Genomic DNA, 11874 nt, shown 5'->3' with positions numbered 1-11874 from the left:
GGGGGGCAAGCCCCCGCCGGCCACTCCCCACCCCGTGTTGCCGGTGGCACCGTGGCGCGGCGCTCCCCGGCGGGCCTGCGGCTCGTCAGTAGCGCCGCCCCCGTTCGCGCAGCCGGCGGTTGCGTGCCGCTCGTCGCCGGGCTTCCTCCTTGCGCGCCCGCTCGGCTGCCGCGCGCGCCCGCTCGGCTGCCGCGCGCGCCCGCTCGGCGTCCGCACGGGCCCGTCGCCGGGCCTCGGCGTCGGGGTCCTCCGGGGCAGGCGGGTCCTCCGGGGCACGCGGGGTATGCGGAGCCTGGAAGGGCCGCTGCTCGTCGGGCCGCGGAGGAGGCGGCACGTCCTGCTCGGCTCGCGCGTGCCCGGGCGGGGGCGAAGGAGGCGGCGGGGGCGGTCCGTCCGGAGTCCCGGCTCGGCCACCGGCGATCCACCGGCGCGCCGCGACGCAGGCGACCAGCGGTCCGAGGAACAGCGCGAGCAGCCACAGCGGGACGACCGAGGACGAGAGGACGCCGCGGGGCGAGACGCCCGGCAGGAGCGGTCCCAGCAGGACCACCAGCACCATCAGCACGAACAGCGCCAGCCAGGTGGCGACGACCACGGCCAGCGCCCGGGCGGCGACCGCCACACACCCCATGGCTCCCCCTCGCAGCATGATCGGCAACGTAGCGTCGGGGCTCACAACCGCAGGCCCACCATTGGTTATTACTCCTGACGCGGCAGCACGCACAACGTGTTTTGCAGTGCGAGTGGGAAGTCGGCAACGTCGACTTCCCACTCCAGCCGGGTACAGCTGCAATCTGTCGGGGTGGGGGAGGAATGCCGACGGCCCATGGCGCGCATGCGGCCGGCTGCGCCGATACCCGCAGGGTAACGGCGCAGCGAAAACGGGTCTTGGACAGCGGCGGCTCCCCGGCGGTGGACTTCTCACCATGAACATCGCCTATTGGATCGTCGCGGTCCCGCTCGCCCTCTTCTACCTCTACGCGGGCACGTTGAAGGTGACCCGCGGCCGCGATCAGCTCCGGCCGATGATGGCCTGGGTCGACCGGATACCGCTGCCCGCCCTGAGGGCGCTGGGGACGGCCGAAGTCCTGGGCGCGACGGGCCTGCTCCTGCCGCCGCTGACGGGCATCGCGCTCCCGCTGGCACCGGCGGCGGCCGGCGGCCTCGTCCTCCTCCAGGCCGGTGCGATCGCCGTCCACCTGGCCGGCGGTGACCGCCGGATCGCACTCAACGCCGGGCTCGTCACCAGTGCCGCTGTGACCCTCTGGCTCGCCACCGGACGGTGACGGAGCACGGCCGCCGACCGCTGGACGCGCCGACGTGATCCGCTCAGCCGTCGGTCTCGGAGGTTTCCCGGGGGTGGGTGGGGTAGACCGTGTGCCAGTACTCGGCCGAGCGGAGCAGGTCGTCGACGACGTGGAGGAGGAACTGGCCCGTGTTCTCCAGCCGGGCGCCGGCGGGGGTGGTGGGGCCGAGTTTCCGGGCCGCGGTCCGGCAGGCCTCGGCGATCCGGGTCTGGTTGTCCGCGCCCGCCACGATGGACCGGAACGCCACGTCGCCGTCGACGGCGTAGCGTTCGGCGCGGCTGTGCGGGTCGCGTTCGCGTTCGACGAGTGCCTGGGTCTCCAGGTAGCCGATGGCCTTGGAGACGGAGGCGGGGCTGACCTGCAGACGTCGCACGAGTTCCGCCGAGGTGAGGCTGCCGCTGTCGGTGGTGAACAGCGCGGCGAGCACCCGGGCCATCATCGGTGGCAGTCCGGCCCGAATCATCAGTTCCGTGCTCTGCGCGTCCACTTCGTCTACGAGCCGTGGATCGCGCCCGCGATGGTCGGCCCTTCCCGGTGACGGTGACGGTGTCGGCGTCGACGTCGGCGCGGCGGTCCCGGGTCGGCGCCCGTTGCGTGTGCCGACCCGGTTGGCCGCCTCGGCGTGGTAGCCGCGCGGCCCACCGTTGCGCATCACTTCCCGGGTGACGGTGGACGTCGGCCGCCCGATGCGGCGGCCGATGGCGGCGTAGGTCAGCTCCTCGCGCAGGCCCGCGGCGATCTGCTGTCGGTCCTGGAGGGTGAGTCGGTCACCGGGCATCGGGCGTCTCCTCCGCTGTCGGCGTCGCGAACAGCTTAATGCAACGCAACGTCGTTGCATTAGTCGTCATGCGCCATGCAACGATTTAGCCAACTGGCCTGCAATTATGCCATTGCTTTGCGTAAATGTGATTGACGACGCCCTGTATGCAACGTAACTTTCGCTGAGTCGTGAAAGCGCCCGTGCGGCGCCGGATCTCATCAACGGGAGTGAAACCCATGACTACCGATCTCGGTCGATCCGCGATCGCGGCGACCGCGTTACGCAAGGCGTACGGCGATCACGTGGTGCTCGACGGCATCGACCTCGATATCCCCGCCGGATCCGTCTTCGCGTTGCTCGGCCCGAACGGTGCGGGCAAGACCACCGTGGTGCAGATCCTGTCCACGCTGATCCGTGCCGACGAGGGGGAGATGCGGGTCGCCGGCCACGACGTGGTCCGGGATCCGGACGAGGTGCGCGGCGCGATCGGCGTCACCGGCCAGTTCTCCGCGGTGGACAACTTCCTCACCGGCGAGGAGAACCTGCTGCTGATGGCCTGTCTGAACCGCCTGCCCCGCAGGGAACGGCGGCAGACCGCCGCGGACCTGCTGGAGCGGTTCGACCTGACGGACGCGGCGCGGAAGCCCGCGATGACGTACTCCGGCGGGATGCGCCGCCGCCTGGACCTCGCGATGACGCTGGTCGGCCGGCCCCGGGTGATCTTCCTCGACGAGCCGACCACCGGGCTGGACCCGCGTAGCAGGCGGACCATGTGGGAGATCATCCGCGGGCTGGTGAACGACGAGGGCGTCACGATCTTCCTCACCACCCAGTACCTGGAGGAGGCCGACAGGCTCGCCGACCGGATCGCTGTCCTGCACCGGGGAAGGCTGGTGGCGGAGGGCCCGCCGGAGGAACTCAAGCGGCAGGTCGGCGGCGGCCACATCACCCTGCGGTTCGCCGACCCGCGCGATTACGAGCAGGCGGCCCGGACGCTGGACGTGGTGTCCCGCGACGACGAGGCGTGCACCCTGCAGATCCCCGGCCGGGGCGATGTCCGGTCGCTGCGCGCCTTGCTCGACCGGCTCGACCACGCCTCGATCGCGGTGGACGAACTGCGGGTCCACACCCCCGATCTCGACGACGTCTTCCTCGCCCTGACGGGCAACCCGGCCAACCCCGCCAACCCGGCCAACCCGGCGACGGAACAGGAGCCCGCCCGATGAGCAGCGCTTCCACTACGGCTTACAACGCCTTCGCCGACTCCGCGACCATGCTGCGCCGCCGGTTGCGGCACATGCTGCACTATCCGACGCTCGTCCTGACGGCCGCCGGCGTGCCGGTGGTCTTCCTGCTGCTCTTCGTCTACGTTCTCGGCGGCATCCTCGGCACCGGCCTCGGCGGGCCGTCGGGCGGCCGCGACGCTTATGTGAACTACGTCGTCCCCGGCGTCGTCCTGATGACCGTGGCGACCTCGGCCCAGGGCACCGCGATCTCGGTGGCAATCGACATGACCGAGGGCATCGTCGCCCGGTTCCGCACCATGGCCATCACCCGGGTCTCGGTGCTCACCGGCCATGTGCTGGGCAGCCTGGTCCAGACCCTGCTGAGCATCGCCGCCGTCATCGGGGTCGCGCTGCTGGTGGGATTCGAACCGACCGCGGACCCCGGCGAGTGGCTCGGTGCGGTCGGCGTGCTGGTCATGGTCGTTCTCGCGATCACCTGGCTGTCGGTCGCCCTGGCCATGGTCGCCAGGAGCGTCGCCACCGCGAGCAATATGCTGACGCCGCTGATGATCCTGCCCATGATGGGCAGCGGGTTCGTCCCCACCGACTCCATGCCGTCCGGGCTGAAATGGTTCGCCGACTACCAGCCGTTCACCCCGTTCATCGAAACCCTGCGCGGGCTGCTGATGGGCACTCCGATCGGGGACAGTGCGATCCTGGCCGTCGGCTGGTGCGCCTTGATCACTCTGGGCGGGTACCTGTGGGCCAGGAGGCTCTACGATCGCGAGCCGACCAAGTGAGTGTCAGCACTGCCAGGAGCCCCGCCGCGTTGCCCGCCCGGCCGGGGCAATCTCCTCACATGCCCGCAAGCCGTTCGTGGAGATCCTCGGCGAATCGCGTCCGGTAGACGCCCTGCACGATGGCCCCGGGGGACTGGTAGCCCCTGTGCGCGGGGTCCGATACCTCCCCGTCCCAGGGCGTCCCGCCCTCCGGAAGCAGCGGCGCGCGGCCCAGATACATCCGAGCGACCTCTTCGAGCGGTAGGTCTCCCGCCACCACCGGGCTCCACAGCCCGTAGCCCTGTCCGACCACCCACCTGCACAGATCCTCGGTGCCGTCCTCGGACCAGACGTCCCCGTCCACGCTCACGCCCTCCGAGAAGTCGGCCAGCGATTCCGCCGCGGACTCGTAGGCGAGCGCGAAGGCTTCGAGTACGTCGCGCGGCTGGGACTCCAACCAGGACTCCAGGGCGGACAGCCGCGGTCGTGTCGCGTCCAGGACCTCCCAGAACCAATCGGGATCACGGTCCGGTCCCATCTCGCCTCCTGTGCCTGTCTCTACGGCTGCGGTACTCGCCCGACCGTACAGCGCGGTGGAGTTCCCGGGACGCTCCCGGCACTCAGAGGTCGGTGTCGGCGGCGAAGCCGACGAACGCCTTCCTGGCGGCGGGGTGGAAGGCGAGCCGGGGGCCGGTCCTGTCCTCGGAGTCGCGGACGTGGACGGTGCCGGAGGCGTACCCCCTCACCACCCGTCACCACGGCGGTCCCCGCCCGACCCCGACCCCGGCCCCCACCGCCACCACGGTCGAGCGGTGAGGGGGTGTTCGGGCCGCCGTCAGGGTGCCGGCGGTCCGAACACCTCCAGGGCGAGGAGGCGGTACTGCGGGTCGGCGATCGGGGTGTCCTGGTCCGGGAGCGCCGTGAGGCGCCGGACCACCTCGGCCACCTGCCCGGCGTCGGCCCGCACGCACCAGGGGATGCGGCCCGCCTCGATCGCCTCCCGCCACTGCCGCGCGCCGCGCCCCTGTCCGGTGCCGGGGAAGCGGGCCTCTCCGACGGGGCGCAGGCCGTGGTCCGCCGCCCAGTCCAGGATCCGGCCGGTCCGGTCGGGTGCGTGCGGCGCGTACTGGCGGCGCAGTTCGGCGGTGGCCCGGGCGAGGTCGCCGTCCTCGGTGAAGTAGGCCGCCTCCTTGTCGACGGTGGTCACCAGCCTGCCGCCGGGCCGCAGCACCCTGAGGGCCTCGGCGAGCACGGCGTCCGGGTCCGGGAGCAGGTGCAGCAGCCAGACCATCACCACGGCGTCCACGCTCCCCGAGGCGAACGGCAGCCGCGTCGCGTCGCCGCACACCGCCCCGCCGGGTATCCGCCGCCCGGCCGGGACGAGCATCCCGGGGGAGCGGTCGACGCCCAGCACGGTACGGCCCGGCCGCAGCAGTCGACGCGTCACGATGCCGGTGCCGCAGGCGATGTCCAGCACGGTCGCGCGGCCCTGCGGGAGCAGTTGTTCCAGGGCGTCGGCCGCTGCCTGCGCCCGGGGTTCGCCGCCCCGGGTGGTGTCGTACGCCAGAGCCTCGCCGTCGTAGTCGATCATGCGGGCCATGGTTGCGGAGCGGGTTGCTCCGCACAAGGGAGAGCCGCTCGGGTAGGCCCGGAGGAGGAAGGCGGCCAGGACCGGGGGCTCATGGTCGGCCGCCTCCGCTCGTCCGCTGAGCTGACGACCGCTCGCCCGATGAGCTGATGACCGCCCGCCCGGCTGGGTGATCTTGTGGAACAGCACCCGGCAGGCCGGGCGCCGAGCACACGCACCCTTGCACGAGAGGCATTTCATGAGCCGCTGGAAGACCGTCACCCTTGTCGTCACCGCCGCCGCCCTGGTCGCCACCGTCGGCGCCCCAGCCATGGCCGCCACCGGCACCGCCGGCGCCGCCGGCGCCAGAACCGCCACCACCGCCCGTCCGGACGCCGTCCAGCAGCGGCTGGACGCGCTGCTGGCGGAGACGGGCGCACCCGGCGCGCTGGGCACCGTCCGCTTCCTGGACGGGCGCACCCGCGGCTACACCGCCGGGGTCGGCGACGTCGCCACCGGTGCGGCGGTGCCGAGGGACGGGCGGGTGCGGGTCGGCAGCAACACCAAGACCTTCACGGCGGTGGTCGTGCTCCAACTCGTCGCCCAGGGGCGGCTCGACCTGGACGCGCCGGTGAAGCGCTACCTGCCGGGCGTCGTCCGGGGCGACGGGATCGACGGCAACCGGATCACCCTCCGGCACCTGCTCCAGCAGACCAGCGGGCTGCCGAACTACACCCTCCACCTCGGCGACGACGTCCGCCGCTACGAGCCGCGCGAACTGCTCGACATCGCCCTCCGGTACCCGGCCGACGCCGCGCCCGAGGACCACAAGTGGGCCTACAGCAACACGAACTACGTGCTCGCCGGGCTGATCGTCGAGGCGGTGACGCGGCACGGCCTGGCCGAAGAGATCGAGCGGCGGATCGTCCGGCCGCTCGGCCTGCGCCACACGTACTTCCCCGCCCCGGGGGACGCGACGATCCGCGGGGCCCACCCGCACGGCTACTACCGCGAGTCGGCGGACGGGCCGCTGGTCGACATCACGGACATGGACCCCTCCTGGGCCTGGGCGGCGGGCCAGCTCGTCTCCACCCCCTCCGAACTCGGCCGCTTCTTCACGGCGCTGCTGGACGGCGAACTCCTCCCGCCCGCGCAGCTCGCCGAGATGCGCGCCACCACCCCCGCCGGGGACCCGTTCGCGGCGGGATCGGGCTACGGGCTGGGGCTGGTGAGCACGCCGCTCTCCTGCGGCGGCGAGTACTGGGGGCACGGCGGCAGCATCCCGGGCTACGAGACCCGGGTCGGCGTCACGGCGGACGGCCGCGCCGCCACCGTCACGATGACGGTCCAGGCACCGGACAAGGCGGCCGGGCGGAAGCTGGAGGGCGTGCTCGACGCGGCCCTGTGCCGGTGAGTGGTCGGGGGCTGTCTCACCGGTCCCGCCGGACCTCCGGGTACGCGGCCGAGGGCCCGTCGAACAGGGTGGAGGAGCAGTGGGCGGCCGGGTGCCGGGAGCTGGGCCGTCCGTCCGCGCGGAGCCTCGCGGACGGACGGGCTCGGCGCGAGGTTTTACCAAACGGTCGACCAACGGGCCCGGCCGCTCGGATAGCGTCCAGCTCGTCCCCTTCGAACACATCGCGGTCCTGTCCTGCCTCCACGGCGGTCCGGGCCCGCCGTGGAGGTATGCCGTGAACCCGACCGTCGTGAACCCTGTCGCCGTGGACCCGATCGACCTGTCCGCTGCCGCGTCCGCGCTGCCGGCTCCGTGGGCGTCGCACCTGCTGGGGCAGGTGGGCACGGCCGCCGTGAAGGTCCTGCGGATGGACGGGCGGCCGCTGCCCGTCGAGTCCCATGCCGACCCCGAGGTGCTGCTCGTCCTCGACGGCCGCCTCGAACTCCTGCTGAACGGGGCCGAGTTGACGGTCGGCCCCGGCGAGCTGCAGCTGATCCCGGCGCACGCGGCCCACGCCGTCCGCCCCGGCAGCCGGGGGACGCTGCTGATCGTCGAGGTCCCCGAGGCGGAGTGAGTCCCGAGCGGTCGGTTCCGCTGTCAGTCCGTGACCCGGTCCGCCGCTTCCCGGGTGATGTCGGCGTAGCGGCGGAAGAGGGCCGGGCGGGCCTCGCCCCGGTCGCGGGCGTACAGGGCGGCCCAGCAGCGGGCGATCCGCTCCCGGGCCCGGGCGCCGGGCCAGGGCCGGGGCAGCAGCTGGGGCGGCAGCAGCGGATCGGGCTCCATGGCGCGGGTGAGTTCGGCGGCCAACTCGACCGCGATGGTGAGGAGTTCGGCGGAGGAGAGTTCGGCTGGGCCGGTGAGCCGGTCGAGGCGGGGCGCGGCGACGCGGTCGAGGCGGTGGTAGCGGTCGGCGATCTCCGCCAGGGGCCAGAGCTCCCGGGCGAGTTCGGCGGGCTCCCGGGTGTCGCCCCGGCGCAGGTCGGCCGTGGTGAGGAGGGTGAGGGCGCCGTGGGCGCCGAGGCGGTGGGCGGCGTCCTCGACGTACGGTTCCCAGGCGTTGGCGCTGACGTACAGCCCGCCCTGGAGCGGGGCGCCGCCGAGGTGGACGAGCGTCTCGCGCAGGGCGTCCCGGGCGGTGCGCGCCGATTCGGGCACCGCGAAGGCGGCCAGGTGCCAGACGCCGTCCCAGGGCGCGGCCCCCGCGTCCTGGCGGAAGGCGTGCCGGAGGAAGTCCGCGTTGGGGGCGAGGGCGTGCACGGTGTCCGGGGTCGCGTGCAGCTCCGCCCTGCGGCCCCGGCCCTCGTGGGTGAACCGGCCCTCGGCGACGAGGCGCTTGACGCACAGCCGTACCTGCTGGTCGCTCATGCCCAGCGCGCTGGCGACGCTGTACAGCTCGTCGGCGCCGACAGTGCCGTCCTCGCGGACCATCGCGTGGACGAGCATCCGGGTGGGGACCTCGACATGGTCGGTGCCGGTGTGGTCGGTTCCGGTGCGGTCGGTGCCGGTGTTCACCGCTCGGCCTCCGCTCCGGTGTCGACGGCGCGGCGCATGGTGGTGACCGCGCCGAAGCCGAACAGCCCGCGCAGATAGGGCATCTGCTCGGTCCGCACGGCCGTGAAGCCGCGTCGCTCGTACAGGGCCCGGGCACGCGGGTTGGTGTCGATCACGTCCAGTCTGATCTCCCGGTAGCCCTGTTCCGCCGCGACGGCGGCCACCTCCTCGATGAGCAGGCTGCCGACCCCCCGGCCGCGCAGCTCCGGACTCACGGCGATCCCGTCCATGAGCAGCTGCCCGGGGGCCGGACGGCGTTCGAACAGGGTGAGGAGCAGGAGCCGGTGCAGTCCGCGCAGGTGTCCGTACGCGCGCAGCACGGCCCCGGCCGATCCGCCGGTCAGGGCCCGTCCGCCGTGCTGGTACCCGGCGAGGCCGACGAGCTGCCCGTCGAGGAGCGCGCAGACCGCGCGGTCGGCGTTGAGGTGGGCGGCGATGAAGGGCACGGCCTTGTCGGGCGGGTCGAGGGCGGGGCCGAGTTTGCGGCCGAAGGCGCCCCAGTACAGCTCGGCGGCCAGCCGTTCGGCTCCGGCGGGGAGGCCCCGCCGCACGGTCACCGTTCCGGCGCCGGGGTAGCCGGGGTAGCCGGGGTGGCCGGGTGTGTCCGGTGCGTCCGGTGTGTCCGGTCCCATGCTGTGCCTCCTCTTCTCTTCGATCCTCGAAACCAGGACTCAAATCTATCAGACTCGCCACGACCGTTCTTGTAGTGATAGTTCTAGGGCGGGATCAGAACCGGAACCAGAACGGAGGTGACCGTCCCGTGGGTCACAAGACCGAGGGCCGGCGGCGGGGGCTCCGCATCACCGCGTGGTCGCTCGTCGCGGTGCTGCTCGTCGGCGCCGCCCTCGTCGGCGCGGTGCTGTGGCAGAACTCCTACGCCATGGACGAGCGGCGGGTCTCGATCCGCCACGGCGACCACGTCCTCAACGGCGTACTCGCCGTCCCCAGGGACGGCCGCGAGCGCCACGGACTCGTCGTGTACGTCCACGGCGACGGTCCGGCCGACGCCACCCACGACGACGGCTACAAGCCCATCTGGGAGGCGAACGCCAAGGCGGGGTACGCCTCCCTGTCCTGGGACAAGCCCGGCGTCGCGGGCGCCCCCGGCAACTGGCTCGACCAGTCCATGGACGGCCGGGCCGACGAGACGGCCGCCGCGATCGCCTGGGCCCGCGCCCGCCCGGACATCGACGGCGGCCGGATCGGGCTCTGGGGCGCCAGCCAGGCGGGCTGGGTCCTGCCGAAGGTCGCCGCCAGGACGCCCGTGAGCTTCGTCGTCGCCGTCTCGCCCGCGATCAACTGGCTCCGGCAGGGCCGCTACAACCTCCTCGCCGAACTGCGCGCCGAGGGCGCGTCGGCGGCCCGGATCGAGGCCGAGACCGCCAGGAGCGACGCGGTCCGGGCGCTGCTCGCGCGCCACGCGGGTTTCGACGAGTACGTCGCGGCCATGGGCGGCGACGCGGACGGCATGACGGCCGACCGCTGGGGCTTCGTCTCCAGGAACCACACCGCCGACGCCACCCGGGACCTCGTCGCCCTGCGCGGCGTCCCGGTGCTGCTGGTCCTCGCGGGCCAGGACACCAATGTGGACACCGCCGACACCGAACGCGGCTACCGCGAGGCGCTGGACACGGGCGGCGCCCTGACGGTCGAGCACTATCCGGACGCGGCCCATTCACTGCTCAAGCGGTCCGTCGAACAGTCGGACCTCAGGCTCACGCTCACCGCGCTCTTCTCGCCCCGCTCGCTCTTCGCGGACGGATTCCTGGACGGCCAACGGCAGTTCCTCGCCGGACTCGGTCGCGCGCCGCGGCAGGGATGAGCTCTCAGCTCCCGGTCACGGCCTCGGCCGCCGCCCGGGCCACCGACTCCACCAGGTCCATGCCGTCGGTGTCGGTCGGATTCCCGTCCGAGACCACGGCGATCAGCAGCTCGTGCCCGTCCCGCTCGACCCGGCCGATGCTGTTGATCACCCACAGGCCGTCGGTGTCCCTCGGCAGCCAGCCGTTCTTCACCTCGTACCCGCCGTTGCTCGCCGCCGCGCCCACGCCCCAGCGCTGGTCCTCCTCCACCTGGTCGAGCAGCTCCTGGATGTAGGCGCGGGAGGCGGGGAAGAGCAGCGAGTCGTCGGTGAAGACCTGGCGCAGCAACCGCAGTTGGTCGTCGGCGGTGGTCGAGGTGAGGCCCCAGTAGCCGTCCCGGCCGGCCTCGGTGGCGGTCAGGCCGAACCGTGCGTTGGCGGCGTCGAGACCCGCGTCCGCGCCGATCTCGTCCCACAGGCCGGTCGCGGAGTCGTTGTCGCTGTTCTCGATCATCGTGGTGGCCAGGCCGCGCTGGGCGGCGGTCGGCGTGCTGCCGAGGTCCTGCGTCCGCAGCAGCAGTGCGGCCAGTATGTCGAGCTTGACGACGCTGGCGGTGGCGAAGCCGTGACCGGGGTCGCCGTAACTGAGCGACTGCCCGGTGCCCAGGTCGGTGACCGCCACCGCGACCGCGCCCTCGGCCCGGCCGACGGCGCTGTGCAGGGCCTCGGCGGCGGCTCCGGTCGCGGCGGCGGTGGGCGTGGCTGTCGGGGTGACCGTACTGCTCGCCGGGGTGACCGTCGGAGGGGCGGACGAGGTCGTGTCGGCCACGACGGACATCGGCGGCCGGCTCTCGACACCGCCGGACTGCCCCTGCAACGCCGCGGCCACCGTCCCCGCGGCGACGAGGAGGCCGACCGGTACCCACACTCTTGCCCGGGAGACGCTTCGTATCGCCATGATCGATGAGAGTAGAGCGCGCGGCTATGAACATCCTGAGGACGGCATGGACGTTTTCTCAGGACCCGCCGGCCGCCGAGCCGCCCGGATGCGTGACGGCCCTTTCACAGTACTCCTCACCGGATCGCAGCGGCGCGGGCCGGAGCGGCACGGGCCGTAGCGGCACGGGCCGTAGCCGGCGGAGCATCACGGCGAAGGTCGCGCTACCCTCGCGCATCGCGCGTGTCCGATGCCAGCCCTTCTGGACTCCGAGGAGAACGACGAAGGCCCGGAGGACGGATCCTCCGGGCCTTCGTTGCTACTGGGTAGCGGGGACAGGATTTGAACCTGCGACCTCTGGGTTATGAGCCCAGCGAGCTACCGAGCTGCTCCACCCCGCGTCGGTAAACCTGACCTTACGGCATTGGATGGACGAAAAGCGAATCGCTTTCGGGCGAGGTGCCGAGAGGCCGGCTTTTTGGTGCGGGGAACG

At 72.8% G+C, this 11874-nt stretch carries 14 protein-coding genes and 1 tRNA gene; 6 read left to right on the top strand and 9 right to left on the bottom strand.

Translation table 11 applies throughout. The annotated features are described in order from the left end of the window. Positions 1-85: 85 nt before the first annotated feature. Complete coding sequence (locus SM793_RS35205) at positions 86-649, bottom strand: hypothetical protein (protein ID WP_320442411.1); 564 nt, start codon at positions 647-649, stop codon at positions 86-88. A gap of 277 nt (positions 650-926) precedes the next feature. On the opposite strand from SM793_RS35205, the gene SM793_RS35200 reads away from it, so the two are divergent. Beyond that, positions 927-1286 (top strand): DoxX family protein, encoded by a 360-nt coding sequence (locus tag SM793_RS35200; RefSeq protein WP_320442410.1) that lies wholly within the window; start codon positions 927-929, stop codon positions 1284-1286. 43 nt (positions 1287-1329) lie between these two features. On the opposite strand, the gene SM793_RS35195 is transcribed toward SM793_RS35200, so the two are convergent. Further along, a complete protein-coding gene (locus tag SM793_RS35195) occupies positions 1330-2085 on the bottom strand; it encodes a GbsR/MarR family transcriptional regulator (protein WP_320442409.1) in 756 nt (251 codons plus the stop codon). Between the two features lie 218 nt (positions 2086-2303). Between SM793_RS35195 and SM793_RS35190 the strand changes: the two genes are divergently transcribed. Both SM793_RS35190 and SM793_RS35185 read left to right on the top strand, forming a co-directional pair. Next, entirely contained in the window at positions 2304-3293 is a 990-nt protein-coding gene (locus SM793_RS35190) for an ATP-binding cassette domain-containing protein (RefSeq protein ID WP_320442408.1), read from the top strand. Further along, a complete protein-coding gene (locus SM793_RS35185) occupies positions 3290-4093 on the top strand; it encodes an ABC transporter permease (protein ID WP_320442407.1) in 804 nt (267 codons plus the stop codon). Before SM793_RS35190 ends, SM793_RS35185 begins: the two co-directional genes overlap by 4 nt. Positions 4094-4148: 55 nt before the next feature. Here SM793_RS35185 and SM793_RS35180 read toward each other — a convergent pair whose 3' ends face one another. From SM793_RS35180 to SM793_RS35170, 3 genes are all read right to left on the bottom strand, one after another. Beyond that, entirely contained in the window at positions 4149-4610 is a 462-nt protein-coding gene (locus SM793_RS35180) for a hypothetical protein (protein WP_320442406.1), read from the bottom strand. An 82-nt stretch (positions 4611-4692) separates the two neighbouring features. Further along, positions 4693-4818, bottom strand: a complete 126-nt coding sequence (locus SM793_RS35175; protein ID WP_320442405.1) for a DUF397 domain-containing protein — start codon at positions 4816-4818, stop codon at positions 4693-4695. 89 nt (positions 4819-4907) lie between these two features. Beyond that, positions 4908-5663 carry a class I SAM-dependent methyltransferase gene (locus tag SM793_RS35170; protein ID WP_320442404.1) on the bottom strand — a complete coding sequence of 252 codons (756 nt, stop codon included), beginning with the start codon at positions 5661-5663 and terminating at the stop codon, positions 4908-4910. A 235-nt stretch (positions 5664-5898) separates the two neighbouring features. On the opposite strand from SM793_RS35170, the gene SM793_RS35165 reads away from it, so the two are divergent. Both SM793_RS35165 and SM793_RS35160 read left to right on the top strand, forming a co-directional pair. Beyond that, positions 5899-7053, top strand: a complete 1155-nt coding sequence (locus SM793_RS35165) for a serine hydrolase domain-containing protein (RefSeq protein ID WP_413816106.1) — start codon at positions 5899-5901, stop codon at positions 7051-7053. A 274-nt stretch (positions 7054-7327) separates the two neighbouring features. Beyond that, positions 7328-7666, top strand: a complete 339-nt coding sequence (locus SM793_RS35160; RefSeq protein WP_320442403.1) for a cupin domain-containing protein — start codon at positions 7328-7330, stop codon at positions 7664-7666. A gap of 23 nt (positions 7667-7689) precedes the next feature. Here SM793_RS35160 and SM793_RS35155 read toward each other — a convergent pair whose 3' ends face one another. Both SM793_RS35155 and SM793_RS35150 read right to left on the bottom strand, forming a co-directional pair. Next, entirely contained in the window at positions 7690-8535 is an 846-nt protein-coding gene (locus tag SM793_RS35155) for a PaaX family transcriptional regulator C-terminal domain-containing protein (RefSeq protein WP_320442413.1), read from the bottom strand. A 65-nt stretch (positions 8536-8600) separates the two neighbouring features. Next, positions 8601-9200, bottom strand: coding sequence for a GNAT family N-acetyltransferase (locus SM793_RS35150; protein WP_320442412.1), 600 nt, complete (start codon positions 9198-9200; stop codon positions 8601-8603). A gap of 203 nt (positions 9201-9403) precedes the next feature. Between SM793_RS35150 and SM793_RS35145 the strand changes: the two genes are divergently transcribed. Then, on the top strand, positions 9404-10465 hold the full coding sequence (locus SM793_RS35145; RefSeq protein WP_320442402.1) for an alpha/beta hydrolase family protein: 1062 nt from the start codon (positions 9404-9406) through the stop codon (positions 10463-10465). 4 nt (positions 10466-10469) lie between these two features. Here the strand turns inward: SM793_RS35145 and SM793_RS35140 are convergent, their stop codons facing one another. Further along, positions 10470-11402: a serine hydrolase gene (locus SM793_RS35140; RefSeq protein ID WP_320442401.1), complete on the bottom strand. Its 933-nt coding sequence runs from the start codon at positions 11400-11402 to the stop codon at positions 10470-10472. A gap of 306 nt (positions 11403-11708) precedes the next feature. Beyond that, a tRNA-Met gene (locus SM793_RS35135) sits at positions 11709-11782 on the bottom strand. Positions 11783-11874: the final 92 nt, after the last annotated feature.

The organism is Kitasatospora purpeofusca (genome assembly GCF_034043715.1).
GTDB lineage: Bacteria > Actinomycetota > Actinomycetes > Streptomycetales > Streptomycetaceae > Kitasatospora > Kitasatospora purpeofusca_A.
Note: the sequence above shows the minus strand (reverse complement) of the source record. Positions and strands in the feature narration are given on the sequence as shown.